This window comes from Allobosea sp. OK403, from assembly GCF_900113835.1.
Taxonomy (GTDB): domain Bacteria; phylum Pseudomonadota; class Alphaproteobacteria; order Rhizobiales; family Beijerinckiaceae; genus Allobosea.
This window is the reverse complement of sequence record NZ_FOQV01000014.1, coordinates 14,250-31,449: the sequence shown is the minus strand read 5'-3', so window position 1 is coordinate 31,449 and position 17,200 is coordinate 14,250. Positions and strand designations below refer to the sequence as shown.

Genomic DNA, 17,200 nt, shown 5'->3' with positions numbered 1-17,200 from the left:
CTTTTTTCTACAATTCAATTGTCTTGATCAACGGCTCGTATTCTTGATATTAATCAAGTTGCGACTTGTATCGCCACGCGACAGGGATTGGACATGCGCAACGACGAAATCGAGGAGATGCGCACGATTCGGCTGTTCGACGGCGTGAGCCCGGCACATGCCGAGATGATGCTGCGGGCTTCGTTCCTGCAGCGCTTTCCCGCGCATGTCGAATTGGCGCGGGAGGGAGATCCCGCCGATTTCCTGCATGTCGTCATCGACGGCCAGATCGAGATGTATTCCGCCTATCGCGACCGGGAGACGACGATATCGATCGTCGGGCCCGGGCACGGCTTCATCGTCGCGGCGGTGATCAGTGACCGGGTCTATCTGAAGTCGGCCCGGACGCTGGCTCCCTCGCGCGTCCTGCTGATTCCGGCGGAGATGGTGCGCCGGGTCTTCGCCGAGGATGCCGCCTTCGCGCGAACCTTGGCGCTGGACCTGGCGATGGCCTATCGCGGCGTCGTGCGCGAGTTGAAGAACCAGAAGCTCCGCTCCAGCCTGGAGCGGCTCGCGAACTGGCTGCTGAGCCACGATCTCGAAACCGGCCAGAGCGGCCGCTTCACCCTGCCTTTCGACAAGAAGGTGCTGGCCGCGCGCCTGGGCATGGCCCCGGAGGTTCTGTCGCGCTCGATCTCGGCCCTGATCCCTTACGGGGTCGCCGTGTCCGGCCCGGCAATCGAAATCCGCGACCGCGAAGCCTTGCTGGTATTGGCCCAGCCCTCGCAGACAATCGACGGCCCGTCGGCCTGACTGCCCGGAATTGGCCGGGCTCGCTCCGGCAAGGACGCCCGATCCTGCCGTGGGCGCCATATAAGCCATCCAATTAAGCAAGATCTGGCAAGCGTGACTTGGCAAGCAAGAGGACCTGGCAGGAATGCGCGACAGCTGCGCTTCAGGCGATCTGATCGCCACCTCCGCTCCAATGAAGGTGGCTGCGCATGAGCGCGGCGGCCTCGGCGCGGTCGCCTTTTTCCAGCAAGTCGAGCAGCTGCAGGTGCTCATGCGTGTGCTGTTCGACCATCTGGAGGTCGGGGATGAACTTGTAGGCAAAGAGGCGGCGAACGCGGTTGATGCGTCGAAGCGTCTCGACCAGGAAGGCATTGCCCGAGCATTCGGCGATGGCTTCATGGACCTCGCAGCCGAACCGGAACATTTCCGAGAGGGTGAAGACGCGCATGCCATCGGCCTGCACCCGCTTCTGATGCTCGCGCACCGGTCCCATCAATTCCGCGTTCCACTGGAAGGTCGGCTCAAGGATGCCGCCAGGCTCGATCATCATGCGCAGCCGCCCGGTCTGGGCATAGGCCAAGGGGCTGTTGAGCGTCTGGGTGAACTTCCAGCCATAACCGCGCAGGCGCTCCACCCAGCCCTCCGCAGCGATCCGGTCGAGCAGGCGCAAGAGCTCGGCGCGCTTCAGATCATAGCGACGCATCAGCTCGGCTTCACTGACGGTATCGGGTAGCGCGCCCGTCAGCCGGTCATTGGCAATGGCGAGGTAAGCCGCCTCGCTGGTGTCGCCGGCTCGGAGCGCCCTCAGCGCGATCTCGGAGTCGAGATCCTGCGCCAGCACGAAGCCTTTATTGGGAACCGCCTCGGCGAGGCCGGACTGGGCGAGCGAACGCAGGGCCGCGCGAACCGGCCCGCGCGAGACGCCGAGCCGATTAGCCAACCGGTGTTCGTAGAGCCTGTCGCCGCGCCGGACATTCTCGCTGCGCGCAATCTCGACGATCTGGCCGGCCAACTCCATCGTTTTGGCCGAAATCGGCTCAATCTCGCTCATATCCGCCTCGCGCCGCCTCAACGCGCTCCCGCTCTTTCCAAGGGAAACAGCTATCAGCCCCCCGTTGACAATCCAATCGGTCATTTTGTATTTCTATGCGACAAATAACAAAATAAACGTCTCTAGGGTGGTCATGCGCGACGTTCACATCTGCGAGGTCGGGCCTCGCGACGGTCTCCAACTCGTCCGGCAGGTCATGCCCACGGCAACCAAGCGCGCGTGGATCGCAGCGCTGGCGCAATGCGGATTTCCGGAGATCGACGCGACGAGCTTCGTGCCACCGCAGGCCTTCCCACAATTCGCTGATGCCGCCGAGATCGTGCCGGCCGCCCGGGCCGCGAGCGCGCAATGGCGGGTCGGCGCACTCGTGCCCAATGCCAAGGGTGCCGAGCGCGCCATCGCAGCGGGCGCGCAGATGCTCTATTGCATCGTCTCGGCCAGCCACAGCCACAGCATGGCCAACACCCGCCGCTCCCGTGATGAGCAGGCCGAGATCGTCGGCAGCATCGTCTTGCAGGCTAGGGCGCGCGAGGGCACGCGGCCGCATGTGATGGGCGGAATTCCGACCGCCTTCGGCTGCTCGATCGAGGGGCGGGTGGCGCAGCGCGACGTCTGCCATGTCGCGGAGCTGCTCGTGGCGCGCGGCGTCGATGAGATCGGCCTTGCTGACACCGTCGGATATGCCGATCCCACTCTCGTGCGCTCGCTGGTCAAGGCTGTCCGTGGAGCCGTCGGCCCAAACATGCCGATCCGCCTGCACTTCCACGACACGATGGGGCTCGGCCTCGCCAATGTGCTCGCCGGGCTGGAAGCCGGCGTCACCACCTTCGACGCCGCTTGCGGTGGTCTCGGCGGCTGCCCGTTCGCACCCGGCGCCTCCGGCAATATCGCGACCGAGGACCTGGTCTTCATGCTGGAACAGATGGGCCTGAGGACAGGCGTCGATCTCGGCCGGCTGCTGGCGGCGACGGAGATCCTCGCAGCCGCCTTGCCGGAGGAGCGGATCAGGAGCCATCTCCGCGAAGCGGGGCTGCCGAAAGTCTACGGGGTCGCGGCATGAACGCGCTGCCGCTGGAGGGCGTTCGCGTCATCGAGTTCTCGCAGATGGTCATGGGGCCGTCCTGCGGGATGATCCTGGCCGATCTGGGCGCCGACGTCGTCAAGGTCGAGCCGCCCAAGGGCGACCGGACGCGCTACTTCAAGAGCGTCGCCTCGGGCTTCTTCAACACCTATAGCCGCAACAAGCGCAGCGTCGTCATCGACACCACCACGGAGGAGGGGCAGGCGACCGCGCGCAAGCTCATCATCGACGCCGATGTCCTGATCGAGAATTTCCGCCCCGGCCTGCTTGGCCGCTACGGGCTGGACTATGCCTCGCTGGCCTCCGAGGCTCCAGGGCTGATCTACTGCTCGCTGAAGGGCTATCTGCCGGGCCCTTATGAGAACCGGCTGGCGCTCGACGAGGTCGTCCAGATGATGGGGGGGCTCGCCTTCATGACCGGCCTGCCGGGCAAGCCCATGCGCGCAGGTGCCTCCGTCAACGACATCATGGGCGGCATGTTCGGCGTCATCGCCATCCAGGCTGCGCTGGCGCAACGCGCCCGCACCGGCAAGGGCGCATATATCCAGAGCGCGCTGTTCGAGAACAACGTCTTCCTGATGGCGCAGGCAATGATGTTCGAGAGCGTCACCGGCGAGCGCTCGATCCCTTGGTCGGTCAAGGAATCGCCCTGGCCCGTCTACGACCTCTTCGACACGAGGGGCGGCGAGAAGATCTTCGTCTCGATCGTCGGGGAGGAGCACTGGGACGGGTTCTGTCGCGCATTCGGGCGCGAAGCCTGGCTGGACGACCCTCGCCTGGCGACCAGCCAGGGCCGGGTCGACAACCGCAGCTGGATCATTCCGGAGATCGCGGCGATCATTGCCGGGTACGAAATTGCCCAGCTGTGCCCTATCCTCGAGCGTCTCGGCCTGCCCTTCGCGCCGGTGAACAGGCCGGGCGATCTCTTCGACGATCCGCATCTCAACGCATCGGAAGGCCTGCTCGAACTCACCCTGAATGACGGGCGCAAGGTGAAGACGCCGGCGCTTCCCTTCACTTTCAACGGCCAGAGGCTGAAGAAGCGCCGCGATCCGCCAGCCGTCGGCCAACACACGCAAGAGGTTCTGGCGGAACTGCAAGACCGGAAAACCGGCACGTCACGATAGTCAATGTCTCGGGAGGACATCATGGATTTCTCGCGCCGCCACATGCTTGCCGGTGGCTGTTCCCTCGTCGGAGCCGGCTTGATCCCTGCTATGGCCCGGGCGCAGGCAGGCATCGCCTCGCTCGCCTATGGCCCGTCGACGGCCGTCTATGCGCTCGGCGGGATCGCGGAGGCGCGCGGCCTCTTCAAGGCCGAAAAGCTGGATTTCAAGCTCGTTGTCGGCAATGCCGGGACCCATGGCCGCCAGACGCTCGCCGCAGGCCAGGCGCTCTTCGCCCATGGCGATGCGAGCCACCCCTTGCAGCTCTCGACCCGCGGCAAGCCCTGCAAGATCATCCTGGCGACGCAGATGATCTCCTCGATCGCCAACATCGTCGTCCGCAGGGACCTTTATGATGCGGGCATCGACAGTGTCGAGAAGCTCGCTGCCTATAAGCGCCCCAATGGCGGCAAGCCGATCATCGCCGCGACCGCGATCGGCTCCGGGACCTGGATGTACGGCACCTACACCTTCGAGGCGAAGGGGCTGGGCGACAAGGTCACCTGGGTCGCGGGCGGCGGGCTGAACACCATGCTGCCCGGGCTGGAGACCAAGCAGTTCGACGCCATCATGGGGGTGCCCGGCTGGGTGATCGAGGCCGAGGCCAAGGGCTTCGGCAAGGCGATCTTCGATACCTCGAAACCGGGCGTCTTCGTCTCGGCCTATGGCGGCACGGTGCCCGTCCTGGTGATCTATGCGCTCGCCGAGACCTGCGAGCAGGAGAAGCCCACGGTCCAGGCCTTCGTCAACGCGATGTACCAGGCGATGAAGTGGGTGAAGGCGACGCCGATCGACGAGGTCTATGCACTGGTCGGCGAAAAATACTTCGGCGGCCAGAACCCCGACGCCGTCAAGGCGGAGCTCGGCTTCGACAAGCAGACCTGGGACTATGACGGGCGCATCGACAAGGCTTCTTTCGAGCGGGGTGGCAAGGTCTGGTACCGGCCCGGCACGGACATCCCGCCGGCGAAGTATGAGGACATCGTCGATATGAGCTTCCTCGACGCCGCCCAGGCGAAGTTCAAGTGACGTCATGATCGGGGCGCCGCAGCGAATGAAACTCGCAGCGGTGAATGCGGCCAGCGAACGCGTCCGCATCACCGTCCAGAATCTCGACAAGCGCTACGGCTCCGGTGAAAGCGGCGTCATGGCGGTCGACAAGGTCTCGTTCGAGGTCAGGCAAGGCGAATTCGTCGCGCTGCTCGGGCCGTCCGGGTGCGGCAAGAGCACGATTCTGAATATGGTGGCCGGGCTGATCCCCCGCAGCGGCGGCGATATCGCCATCGACCGGGATGAGGTCAGGCTGGGCGAGGTCAATCGCAAGGTCGGCTACGTCTTCCAGCGCGATACGGTGTTTCCCTGGCGCACGGTCGAAGCCAATATCGGCTACGGGCTCGAAATTGCCGGCGTCAGTGCAGCCGAGCGCAAGGACAAGGTCACACGCGCCATCGCGACGGCCGGGCTGGAGGGGTTCGGCGGCAAGTTCCCACGCATGCTCTCGGGAGGGATGCGCCAGCGCGTCGCCTTGATGCGCACCCTGATCATGGAGCCCGAGATCCTGTTGATGGATGAGCCTTTCGGCGCGCTCGACACCCATACCAAGCTCGAAATGCACAAGACGCTGCTGGAGATCTGGGAGCGCGAGCGGCAGACGGTGCTGTTCGTCACGCATGATCTCGGGGAGGCGCTGACGCTGGCGAGCCGCATCATCCTGCTCTCTGCCCGGCCCGGCCGGCTCAAGGAGGATTTCGAGGTTCCCTTCATCAGACCGCGCGACGCGGTCTCGCTGCGGGAAACGCCGGAATTCGGGCGGCTCTACTCGCATATCTGGCATTCGCTCGGCGAAGAATTCCGGCGGACCAAGGCGGACTGATGATGAAACACAGCTCCGCGAAAGTCTTATTCTGGCAGATCGGCATCCTCGCTGTCGCTCTCGGAATCTGGGAGTGGGGCTATGGCCTGCGCAGCGTCGCCGCGCTCAAGCCCTTCGTGCCCGGCATCCTCGACCCCTATTTCGTCTCCAAGCCGTCGATGATCTGGACCAGCTTCCTGAAATTGAGCTGCTTTGGGGATGCGGCGGGCTTCGGCGCCTGCTTTGCCCGCAACGACAACAATCTCTGGCTGGCGCTGCTCGTCACGCTCAAGAACATGTGGTGGGGTTTTGCGCTCGGAACTGCGTCGGGCGTGCTCTGCGGCCTGATCCTCGGGCGCTCGGACTATCTCTCGCGAATTTTCCAGCCCTATGTCGTGGCGATGAATTCGGTCCCGCGCATCGCGCTGGTTCCGCTGATCATCCTGATGTTCGGCCTCGGCGACATGTCGAAGATCGTCACCGCCTGGATCGTCGTCTTCTTCGTGGTCTTCTTCAACACCTTCGAAGGCACCCGCGCCGTCGATCGCGACCAGATCGCGGCGGCAAGGCTGCTCGGAGCCTCGGAGCTGACTGTGCTGCGGACCGTGGTCGTGCCCTCAGCTCTGGCCTGGGTCTTCGCCTCGCTGACACCTGCGGTCTCCTTTGCCCTGATCGGCGTCATCGTCGGCGAGTTCATCGGCGCCGAGCGCGGTCTCGGCAAGCTGATCATCGAGGCCGAGGCCCGCGCCAATGCCGCCGAGATGATGGTCGCGATCTTCGTCATGATGGTCGTCGGCATCGTGCTCGCGACCATCGTGCGCCAGCTGCAGAGCTATCTGCTGCGCTGGCAACCGCAATTCGAAAGCCAGAGCTGACCTGCCATGCACGCGATCCGATTTGACGGGCGCATCCTGTTCCTTTCGATCGACCCCGATATCGTCGGGCGCCAGATCGGCGGAGAGGACATTGATCGCGCAGGCGCCGGGCGGCTGCGCGACGACATCTCGACCGACGAGATCACCCCGCTGCCGTCTCTCGTCCATTATGACGATGAGATCGGCCGGCATGCGCATACCGGCTTCCGCGCGGGCGAGACGCATCCCATCCCGCTCGACGGGCTTCGCGACGGCGGGTTCGGCATCCTTGTCGCGGGCCGCCGCTACGGCAAGGGCTCCTCGCGCGAGCATTCGCCGCTCGCCGAATACACGGCCGGAATCCGGCTGGTCATCGCCGAGAGCTTCGAACGGATCTACCGCCAGAACTGCGACAATATCGGCCTGTTCACCGCGACCGATCCCGGACTGGTCGAGAGGATCAAGGCGGGCGAGGCCATCCCGCTCGCCGAGCTGCTGGAGGGCCGCGACATGCTGGCGGCGGACATCCTCTCGGCTGGCGGCCTGCTGAGATACGGCCAGAACAACCTGATGGGTCTTTCACCGCAGCTGGCGGCGCCGACGATCGAGCCGCGAACGCTCGTCCAGAAGATCATCGCGCGCAACATCCTCAGCCGTGACGGCCAGAATTGGGACGCTGCGCCCGGCACGGGCGGCTTCGTGCGGGCGCGTTTCCGCTTCATCCACGAAATCTACACGGCGATGGCGGCCCATATGCTGCATCGCCATTATGGCCGGCCGCTGCGGCTCCACGAGCCGGAGTCGATCCTCTGTTTTGAGGATCACAACTCCTATGCCCATCGCTCTCCGACGCATCTGCGGCGCAACCTGCTGCCGGCGATCCGCCGGCTCTCGCAGGGCCACCGCGCATTCGTCAGCGACTACGGCCTGAAGGATCATGGCTATCTGCCGGGCGAGGAGGGCTCGGAGGGCATTTCGCACGCCATGATGGCGGAGAGCTACGCCATGCCCGGCGAGATCTGCGTCGGCACGGATTCGCACACGCCGCATTCAGGCGCAGTTGGCTGCCTCGCCTTCGGCGTCGGGACGACCGACATGGCGAACGCCTTCATGACGGGCGCAGTGCGGCTCACTGTTCCGCAAACCCTGCTGATTTCGCTCGATGGCGCGCTGCCCATCGGCGTGACGGCGAAGGATGTCGTCCTGAAGCTGCTGGCTGAGCCTCGCATCCGCGCCGGCCTCGGGCTCGGCAAGGTCTTCGAGTTCGCCGGGCCTGCCACGACCGCCATGTCGGTCGACGAGCGTGCGACCCTGACCAATATGACGGCCGAACTCGGCGGCTTCACCGGCATTGTCGCGCCCGATGCCGAGACGGTTCGCTTCATCAAGGAGCGCCGCGGCGTCGATGTCATGCTGGAGGACTGGATGAGGAGCGATCCCGGCGCTCCCTATGCCGCGACGCTGACGCTCGATTGCTCGTCGCTGACGCCGATGCTCGCCGCGCCGGGCGATCCCGGCAACGGCATCGCCTATGGCGATCTAAGCCAGCCGGTGCCTGTCGGCATCGCCTATGGCGGCTCCTGCACGGCCGGCAAGCGCGATGACTTCGACCAATATCACGAGGTCCTGTCCTGGGCGGCGGCGCGTGGGCTCAAGGTACCGGAGGGGGTGACGTTCTATCTCCAGTTCGGCACGCTCGCCGTGCGCCGATATTGCGAGGAGCGCGGTTATCTCGAAGCCTTTCGCCAGGTCGGCGCCGAGCTGCTGAATCCCGCCTGCGGCGCCTGCGCCCAATGCGGCCCTGGTGTTTCCTCGAGCGAAGACGAGGTCACGATCAGCGCGATCAACCGCAATTTTCCAGGCCGGTCCGGGCCCGGCAAGGTCTGGCTGGCTAGCCCGCCAACCGTGGCGGCGAGTGCGATTGCCGGAGAGATCATCTCTTTCGGTGAGCTCAAGGCCCGTGTGAATTTGTCCTGATTGTCTGGTCGAGCCGGGCGACTGCTTGCGCAAGGCGCTCACCCAGCCCGGGGATGGTGGCGAAGGTCCGGTTTCCGGAGTGATGCCGATGTCGGCTCATGGCGTAGCGTCGGCATCGGGCAAAGCGGCTTTCGCGCAAGCCCGTCTCGGGCATGACGAGCGCGCAGGGCTTCGCGGCCTGGGCTGCCGAAGCGCAGGGCAAGGCTGCCGGCATGGGCGTTCTCTCGAAGGGACGCCGCGATAGCGGGACCGGCTTTACCTACTACGATACCGCTGCTTCCGCAGGCGTCGTCTGCTGTCGCGGGCGACCAACTCGCCGAAGTGAGGCGCGCCATCGCGCTGAACGCTGAGCCGGGCGAGGGCCATGGCGCAGCGACAGGCAAGCCGGGGCAGGAGAGCAGCATCGCTGAGCTCAGAAGCTGACCCTCAACTGGGCGGTGCCGCCGATGCGGCGGGTGTTTGCCGCGAGTTCGGAGTCGAGGCGCATGCCGAGGCTGACGCTGGGGCTGAGCTTGATGTCGGCCCCCGCGGAGAGCAGGGCTGCGTTGCGGTCCGGCTTCGCTCCCGTGACGCTGAAGCTCGCACCGGCAAGCCCGTTGATCGAGGCGGTGAGCTCCGCATCGCGCTGGTAGTAGCGCGCCCAGGCGGCGCGGACGAAGCCGGTGACCGGGGTCGCGCCGAGCATCAGCGTGGCGTCGAGCTGGAGGCCGAGCTCGCTGCGGCTGGTCATGTCGGAGCGCCGGGCTAGCGTCAGCATGCCTGCTGTTGCGCCGGCCTTGTCGCGCTCGACAGCGGCAGGGCTTCTGGCCTGCACTGCCTGGAACGCGGCGAAGGGCGCGACAATGATCCCGCCCCAACCTGCCATCGGGACAGTCGCCATCGGGAGACTTGCCTCGATCCGCCCGCTCCACGCCTGCGTGACATAGGAGGCGGCGACGCCGCTGCGGGCGAGGGCGGGAATGGCGCGGTTGGTATCGGTGTCGAGCCTGGAATAGCCGAGCGCCGCGCCGAGATTGACCGGACCGAGGACAGTGCGGCCATAGAGGCCGGCCTGGAAGACGTCGGCCTGCGCCTTGCCGAGCCCGCCTGAAAGCGAGGCGCGCGACTGGCCGCCCGAGACCGCGGCGCCCACCACCGTGTTGCTGCCCAGCCGGATATCGGCGCCGACAACGAGATGGCCGTCGGAGAGGTTGCGGTTCGCCGTGCCCACGGCCCTGTCGCCGTCGGTGCGCCCGGTCGAGCCGAAGCTCGCGCCCCAGAGCGAGAAGCGCGCCGGGTCGAGGCTCGCCCGTACCGGCCCGTCTTGCCTTGACGTGTCCTGCCGCGATGGCAGATCGGCGGTGAAGCCGGCTGCACCCGCGGGGCCGTTCGCGAGCCGCCCGGTGGCGGAGCTGTCGAGCATGGTGCGCAGGAACTGCCCCGCCGCGCTGTTGGCCATGGCTGGCGCGGCAGTGTGGGCCTCGCCGGAGAGCTGGTTCACGGCGCCGGGAATCGCGGCCGCCGGCAGGTTGTAGATCGCGAAGAGCACAGACGGATCGGCGCCGTTCGCCACTGCCGCGTCGATGCCCCGTGCCACGGCATAGGCATTGGTCGAGCGGCCCAAGCCTGGTTGCCCCGAGCCTGGTTGGCCCGAGCCTGGTTGGCCCAAACCAGGATCCGGGGCTGGCGTCGGGGTGGGATCGGCAACGATCGGCGCCAGCGGCTTTGACGTCAGGGTCAGCTGCACCTCGGTCGCGGTATAGGCGACGCTGGTGGTGACGCCGTCGCCGAAGACACCTGTCGTATCGACCGGGCTGAAGCTGCCGGTCCGCCCGCCTGCCGCCGAAAGCAGCGTGTAGGGCGTCGTGAACAGAAAGGCGCCGCCCAGCGGCACCAGCCGCAGCGTGCCGGCGAGCGAGGCGGTGCCGGTGACATTGATTCGGTCGGACACCGCGCCCTGAATCTCGGCAAGATAGGTCGAGCCCGCCCCCAGCACGAGATTGCCGTTCACCGTCAGCGTGCCCGGCGAGTTCCCGGGCGAGACCGTGCCACTTATGGTCAGCGAGGGCAGCTGGCCCGAGCCGCCGATCGAGGCGCCGGCTGCCACGGTGACGCCGGACGACGCGAGGATCGAGCCGTTGACGATCAGCTTGCCGCCATTGATCGCGGTCGCGCCGGTATAGCTGCTGACGCCCGACAGGGTTTGCGTGCCGGCGGCGAGCGTTAGCCCGCCGCTGCCGGCGATCGTACCGGAAAATGTGGTGGATGCGGCGTTGGCGAGGGTCAATCGCCCGGCGCCGAGCGCCACATTGCCCGCGCCCGCGAGCGAGGCGATGGCCTGATCGAAGCCGTTGGCGTCGAGGGCGGCGCTGGCTGCGATCGTGACCGCGCTCGCGGCGCTGAACCGGTTGGCTGCATTCGCCCGCAGCGTACCGGCATTGACCACTGTTGCGCCGAGATAGCTCGCCGCGCCCGCCAGCGTGGTGACGCCGGTGCCGTTCTGCTGCAGCGCGCCGGTGCCCGAGATATCGCCGGGCAGCGTCAGCGCGTCCGAGCGGCTGACCGCAAGGATCGCGCTGTTGGTGACATTGCTCGCGATCGAGCCCGTGGTGCCGCCATTGCCGATCTGCAAGGTGCCGGCATTGATCATGGTGCCGCCTGTGTAAGTGTTGGTGCCGGTCAGGATGAGCGTGCCGCTGCCGTTCTGATGCAGCGCGCCGCTGCCGGAGACGACACCGGCAAAGGTCAGCGTGTCCGAGCGATTGACCGCAAGGATCGCGTTGTCGGCGACATTGCCGGCAATCGAGCCGGTGGTGCCGCCATTGCCGAGCTGCAAGGTGCCGGCATTGATCGTGGTGCCGCCGGTATAGTTGCTGGCGCCGGTCAGGATGAGCGTGCCGCTGCCGTTTTGCTGCAATGCGCCGGTGCCGGACACGACACCGGCAAAGGTCAGCGTGTCCGTGCGGTTGACCGCAAGGACAGCGTTGTTGGCGATATCGCCGATAATCGAGCCGGTTGTGCCGCCATTGCCGATCTGCAAGGTGCCGGCGCTGATCGTGGTGCCGCCATCATAGCTGCTGGCGCCGGTCAGGATGAGCGTGCCGCTGCCGTTCTGATGCAGTGCGCCGGTGCCGGACACGATATTGGCGAAGGTCAGCGTGTCCGTGCGGTTGACCGCAAGGATCGCGTTGTCGGTGACATCGCCGGCAATCGAACCGGTGGTGCCGCCATTGCCGATCTGCAAGGTGCCGGCATTGATCATGGTGCCGCCGGTATAGCTGCTGGCGCCGGTCAGGATGAGCGTACCGCTGCCGTTCTGCTGCAATGCGCCGGTGCCGGAAACGACACCGGCAAAGGTCAGTGCGTCCGTGCGGTTGACCGCAAGGATCGCGTTGTTGCTGACATCGCCGATAATCGAGCCGGTGGTGCCGCCATTGCCGAGCTGCAAGGTGCCGGCATTGATTGCGGTGCCGCCTGTGTAAGTGTTGGTGCCGGTCAGGATGAGCGTGCCAATGCCGTTCTGCTGCAGCGCGCCGCTGCCGGAGACGACACCGGCAAAGGTCAGCGTGTCCGAGCGGTTGACCGCAAGGATCGCATTGTCGGTGACATCGCCGACGATCGAGCCGATGGTGCCGCCGTCGCCGATCTGCAAGGTGCCGGCGCTGATCGTGGTGCCGCCGGTATAGCTGTTGGCGCCGGTCAGGATGAGCGTGCCGGTGCCGTTCTGATGCAGGGCGCCGGTGCCGGACACGATACTGGCGAAGGTCAGCGTGTCCGAACGGTTGATCGCAAGGACAGCGTTGTTGGTGACATCGCCGATAATCGAGCCGGTGGTGCCGCCATCGCCGATTCGCAAGGTGCCGGCGTTGATCGTGGTGCCGCCATCATAGCTATTGGCGCCGGTCAGGACGAGCGTGCCGGCGCCCTGCTTGGTCAGGCCGATGCCGGTGCCGGCGATGGTCGAGCCGATCGTCGCCGTGACGCCTGCATCGGTCGTGATGAAACTCCTGGTCGGATCGCTGAAGGGATCGCCGGTCAGGTTCAAGGTTCCGCCGACCAGCGAATAGCCGTCGACCGTGAATTGCAGGCCCTGGATGCTCTGCGTGCCAGCGACGGTGACTGTTCCCGCCACGCCCGCAAAAACGCCGACGCCGCCACGCCACTGGTCGTTGATCCCAGCGCCCGGTTGCGAGGTCATGTTGGTGTTGGCGGCGCTCCAGGAGCCGGTGCCGCCATTGACGGCTCCGTTGCCGGTCGTGTCAGTGCCATCCCAGAATTGAACGATCTGACCGGCCCCGGCCAGCAGCACATTCAGCTGGTTCGGAATCGTCGCGTAGATCGTATTGGTCAACGCGCCGGAATTGACGGTGCCGTAGGATCCCGAGATCGTTCCCGCCACCTCGTAAAGGCGGTACCAGCCTGCCGTGGCAGCATTGAGGTTGAGCGTGCCGCCCATCGACAGATTGCCGCCGACATTCACGAAATCATTGCTCGCACCGCCAACGACACCGGACTGCCCGAGCTCGAAAGTGCTGATCGCGCCAGTATCCTGAACCAGATTGCCGGTGATGGTCAGTGTCCCCGGGCTGAAGCCCGCGGACAGGGTGCCGCCTGCATTGACCGCGACATTGCCGCCGACCGTGCCGGTTCCGCCCAGCGTGCCGCCATTGTTGACGTTGACGGCGGCCGCGCCGTTGCCGAGCGTTCCGCTCGCGCCCATCAGCAGCCTGCCGGAATTGATAGTGGCCGTGCCTGTGAAAGCCGAGCTGTTCCCGGTCAGGGTCTGTGTGCCTGCCGTCAGCGTCAGCCCGCCGCTTCCGACAAAGACGCCGCCAAACGTGCCTGACGCGTTAGACAGCGTCAGCGTCCTGGTGCCGAGCGCCACGCTGCCGCCGGTGCCGGCCAGCGACTTGATCGTTGCGCCACCGCCTGTCGAAGCGGAAATATCAAAGGACGCGCCCGCGGCCGTGCTCACGCCGCTCGAGGCCGCAATGCTGCCGGCACCGCTCAGCGCCAGCGTGCCACCATTGACGGTGGTCGCGCCCGAATAGCCCTGGCTCCCGGTCAGGGTCTCGGTGCCGGCCGTGAGCGCCAACCCGCCGCTGCCATTGATCGCACCGCCAAATGTGCCCGAGGCGTTCGACAGCGTCAGCGTCTTGGTGCCGAGCGTCACGCTGCCGCCGGTGCCGGCCAGCGACCTGATGGCGCCACCACCGCCTGTTGAAGCGGAAATATCTAGGAATGCGCCCGCGGCCGTGCTCACGCCGCTCGAGGCCGCAATGCTGCCGGCACCGCTCAGCGCCAGCGTGCCACCATTGATGGTGGTCGCGCCCGAATAGCCCTGGCTCCCGGTCAGGGTCTCGGTCCCGGCCGAGAGTGCCAGCCCGCCGCTGCCATTGATGCCGCCGCCAAATGTGCCTGAGGCGTTCGAGAGCGTCAGCGTCCTGGTGCCGAGCGTCACGCTGCCGCCGGTGCCGGCCAGCGACTTGATCGTGGCGCCACCGCCTGTCGAAGCGGACAGATCAAGCACCGCACCCGCTGCCGTGCTCACGCCGCTCGATGCGGCGATGCTGCCGGCGCCGCTCAGCGCCAGCGTGCCGCCATTGATCGTGGTCGCGCCCGAATAGCCCTGGCTCCCGGTCAGGCTCTCGGTCCCGGCCGTCAGCGTCAGCCCGCCACCTCCAGCAATCGCGCCGCCAAATGTGCCTGAGGCGTTCGAGAGCGTCAGCGTCCTGGTGCCGAGCGTCACGCTGCCATCGGTACCGGCCAGTGACTTGATCGTCGCTCCGCCGCCTGTCGAAGCGGAAATATCAAGGACCGCGCCCGATGCCATGCTCACGCCGCTCGAGGCCGCGATGCTGCCGGCCCCACTCAGCGCCAGCGTGCCGCCGTCGATCATGGTCGCACCGGTATAGGTGTTCGTGCCGGAGAGAATCTGCGTGCCGGCCGCAAGCGTCACCCCGCCCGTATCCATAATCGCGCCGCCGAACGTTCCCGAGGCGTTTGAAAGGGTCAGCGTGTGCGAACCGAGCGTCACGGTGCCTCCAGCGCCGGCCAGCGCCTGGAGAGTCACGCCGGAGTTCGTCCAAGTGAAGTCGAGCCCCGCATTGGCCGCAAGGTTCACGCCGCTGGACGCGGCGATGCTGCCATTGCCGGCGATAGCCAGAACGCCGCCATTGATGGTCGTCGCGCCGGTATAGCCATTGTTCCCGAACAGAGCTTCGCTGCCGGCCGTCAGCGTCAGCCCGCCGGTTCCATTGATGGCGCCGGCGAATGTGCCGGAGGGGTCAAAGAAGCCGGCAGTGGCGTTCGACAGCGTCAGCGTCTTGGTGCCGAGCGTCACGGTGCCGCCAGTGCCACCCAGCGACTGGATGGTCGCGCCGCCGCCCGTCGCAGCGGAGATATCAAGCACCGCGCCCGCTGCGGTGATCACGCCGCTCGAAGCCGCGATGCTGCCGGCACCGCTCAGCGCCAGCGTGCCACCGTTGAGGGTGGTCGCGCCGGTATAGCCATTGCTCCCGGTCAGGGTTTGGGTGCCTGCCGTCAGCGTCAGCCCGCCAGCTCCGTTGATCGCGCCGCCGAACGTGCCGGCTGCGTTCGACAGGGCGAGCGTGCCGGAGCCGAGCACCACGGTTCCAGTACCCGCCAGCGACTTGATGGTCGTGCCGAGGGCCTCCGAAAGTTCGTGAGCATTGGAAAGGTCGAACACCGCACCCGCTGCTATGACAACGCCGCTCGAGGCCGCGACGCTGCCGAATGCGTCGGCAAAACAGAAAAAGCCATTACAAGCGCCCACCACGCCAAGCGCCAGCGTGCCCTCATTGATCGAGGTGAGACCGCTAAAGGTATTCACACCGCCCAGCACCAACCGGCCGGATCCGCTCTTGCTGAGCGCGCCGGAGCCGTTGCCATCAGCAATGATTCGGGCGAGCGTGAGAGTGTTCGCCTGCGTGTCGACCGTGCCGTTGGTCGTGTTGATCGCGACGGCATTGGTCATATAGAGACCAGCAGCGGCAGCCTGGAACGTCCCACCATCGAGCGTGATGAGCTCGCTGCTGACCGACAAGACATTCGTTATGGCCAGCGTACCGCCCGAAATCGTCGTGCCACCGCTGTAGTTGTTTATCCCTGACAGCGTCAGGGTTCCGGTCCCATTCTGAATGACCGCCCCATCACCCGTGACCTTTGAGGCCACATTGGTATTGAAGGACTGATTGAACGTCACGCTGCCGCTGACGCTGATGGCGCCGGTCAGAACCCAGCCCGGCAGGAGGGTCAGCGTGTTGGCGCCACCTGTGAATTCAATCGCAGAGCTGGTGTTGCCGAGTTGATTCACGCCACCGGCGATGGTTCCGCTATTGACGATAGTCAGGTTGGCACCGCTGACGCCGGCGCCGCCGAAGGGGATGCCGGCGAAGCTGTTCGCGCCGTTGGGGCCACCGGCACCACCTGTGATGGTTCCGCTGTTCGTCAGTGTCGAACCCGAAGCCGCGAACTTGAGGCCGACCCCGCCATCGCCACCTTGGCCGCCATAGCCGGAAGTCTCCCCGCCGGTCGCCGCTCCAGGAGCGCCGCCTGCCCCGCCGGCACCGCCGGTGATGGTGGAGAGGTTGCTGATGGATGCAGCCCCCGTCACCAGAAGTCCGATACCGCCGGCACCGCCGCCGCCGCCGCCGCCAGTGGTTTGAGCTGAGCCAGGCATCGCGCTTACGCCGCCGGCGCCGCCCGCTCCGCCGAATCCGGCGGACACGGGAGCGAGGATCGTGGCCGGTCCCGCGATCGTCGAGCCGATGGCGCCGCCACCGCCGCCACCGCCGCCGCCGCCTTCCCCGAATTGCGTACCTGTGCCTCCTGCTCCGCCAGCCCCACCAGCCGTGCCGGCCACGCCACCGGTGCCACCTATGTCACCGGGAGCATCGCCAATACCGCCTTGGCCGCCGGCGCCACCGACCGTATTCCCGATACCGCCGCCCCCGCCGCCGCCGCCGCCCGATATGTTACCCGCTGCTACGCAAGAGCCGCAGATTCCGTCCGCCCCCGCTTGGCCGGCAGCCCCACCGTTGCCGCCAAAGACCCCGCTAGAGCCGCCGTCGCCACCTTCGGCGGCGGCCGGAACGGGGTAAACCGTCAGTCCGGCGACCTGGACGAGTGACATGAGACCGACGAGCGCGGTGGCGCGAAGCAGGCCGCGATGACGTTCCGAGGCATTCACGCCTCGACGATCGCTGCGTGAAAGAATGCTGCCCGATGAGACCAGAATACAGACCAAAACAAATTCCCCGCAGCCCAGATATCGCGTTTGAAGGTCCCGGCCTTTGCAGTGCCGGTCGTGCGTGGACCCGTTAAGCGGGGCTACAGTTTCAGGCGGGCCGTGGCGCTCTTCATGGCGAGGTCTTCGGCAGGGCGAGATGACCCCTGCGCGGAACTAGGCAGACCTGGCGGCGTCCGTCCTGAAACCCGAACGAAAAA

General features: G+C 66.3%; 9 protein-coding genes. 7 read left to right on the top strand and 2 right to left on the bottom strand.

All coding sequences use genetic code 11. The features are described 5' to 3' along the window. The first annotated feature begins 93 nt into the window (after positions 1–93). On the top strand, positions 94–792 hold the full coding sequence (locus BMZ97_RS27470) for a cyclic nucleotide-binding domain-containing protein (protein WP_092177476.1): 699 nt from the start codon (positions 94–96) through the stop codon (positions 790–792). A gap of 142 nt (positions 793–934) precedes the next feature. On the opposite strand, the gene BMZ97_RS27465 is transcribed toward BMZ97_RS27470, so the two are convergent. Then, positions 935–1,822: a GntR family transcriptional regulator gene (locus tag BMZ97_RS27465; protein WP_175525769.1), complete on the bottom strand. Its 888-nt coding sequence runs from the start codon at positions 1,820–1,822 to the stop codon at positions 935–937. A gap of 133 nt (positions 1,823–1,955) precedes the next feature. Here BMZ97_RS27465 and BMZ97_RS27460 point away from each other — a divergent pair, with 133 nt between their 5' ends. Genes BMZ97_RS27460 through BMZ97_RS27435 form a run of 6 tightly spaced genes read left to right on the top strand, consistent with a single transcriptional unit; the run spans position 1,956 to position 8,752 of the window. Next, positions 1,956–2,882, top strand: coding sequence for a hydroxymethylglutaryl-CoA lyase (locus tag BMZ97_RS27460; protein WP_092177472.1), 927 nt, complete (start codon positions 1,956–1,958; stop codon positions 2,880–2,882). Next, entirely contained in the window at positions 2,879–4,030 is a 1,152-nt protein-coding gene (locus BMZ97_RS27455; protein WP_092177470.1) for a CaiB/BaiF CoA transferase family protein, read from the top strand. Before BMZ97_RS27460 ends, BMZ97_RS27455 begins: the two co-directional genes overlap by 4 nt. A gap of 21 nt (positions 4,031–4,051) precedes the next feature. Beyond that, the gene (locus tag BMZ97_RS27450; RefSeq protein ID WP_092177468.1) at positions 4,052–5,098 is read left to right on the top strand and encodes an ABC transporter substrate-binding protein; all 1,047 of its coding nucleotides are present in this window, start codon (positions 4,052–4,054) and stop codon (positions 5,096–5,098) included. A 25-nt stretch (positions 5,099–5,123) separates the two neighbouring features. Continuing rightward, positions 5,124–5,942, top strand: a complete 819-nt coding sequence (locus BMZ97_RS27445) for an ABC transporter ATP-binding protein (RefSeq protein WP_244546632.1) — start codon at positions 5,124–5,126, stop codon at positions 5,940–5,942. 2 nt (positions 5,943–5,944) lie between these two features. Further along, on the top strand, positions 5,945–6,796 hold the full coding sequence (locus BMZ97_RS27440; protein ID WP_092177464.1) for an ABC transporter permease: 852 nt from the start codon (positions 5,945–5,947) through the stop codon (positions 6,794–6,796). Between the two features lie 6 nt (positions 6,797–6,802). Beyond that, positions 6,803–8,752: an aconitase family protein gene (locus BMZ97_RS27435; RefSeq protein ID WP_092177462.1), complete on the top strand. Its 1,950-nt coding sequence runs from the start codon at positions 6,803–6,805 to the stop codon at positions 8,750–8,752. Between the two features lie 412 nt (positions 8,753–9,164). Here BMZ97_RS27435 and BMZ97_RS27430 read toward each other — a convergent pair whose 3' ends face one another. Further along, the gene (locus BMZ97_RS27430) at positions 9,165–16,943 is read right to left on the bottom strand and encodes an autotransporter-associated beta strand repeat-containing protein (RefSeq protein WP_175525768.1); all 7,779 of its coding nucleotides are present in this window, start codon (positions 16,941–16,943) and stop codon (positions 9,165–9,167) included. Positions 16,944–17,200: the final 257 nt, after the last annotated feature.

Bases quoted from the DNA above. Each gene is read 5' to 3' on its own strand.
- BMZ97_RS27470 (WP_092177476.1), top strand. From the start codon at position 94: ATGCGCAACGACGAAATCGAGGAGATGCGCACGATTCGGCTGTTCGAC.
- BMZ97_RS27465 (WP_175525769.1), bottom strand. From the start codon at position 1,822: ATGAGCGAGATTGAGCCGATTTCGGCCAAAACGATGGAGTTGGCCGGC.
- BMZ97_RS27460 (WP_092177472.1), top strand. From the start codon at position 1,956: ATGCGCGACGTTCACATCTGCGAGGTCGGGCCTCGCGACGGTCTCCAA.
- BMZ97_RS27455 (WP_092177470.1), top strand. From the start codon at position 2,879: ATGAACGCGCTGCCGCTGGAGGGCGTTCGCGTCATCGAGTTCTCGCAG.
- BMZ97_RS27450 (WP_092177468.1), top strand. From the start codon at position 4,052: ATGGATTTCTCGCGCCGCCACATGCTTGCCGGTGGCTGTTCCCTCGTC.
- BMZ97_RS27445 (WP_244546632.1), top strand. From the start codon at position 5,124: ATGAAACTCGCAGCGGTGAATGCGGCCAGCGAACGCGTCCGCATCACC.
- BMZ97_RS27440 (WP_092177464.1), top strand. From the start codon at position 5,945: ATGAAACACAGCTCCGCGAAAGTCTTATTCTGGCAGATCGGCATCCTC.
- BMZ97_RS27435 (WP_092177462.1), top strand. From the start codon at position 6,803: ATGCACGCGATCCGATTTGACGGGCGCATCCTGTTCCTTTCGATCGAC.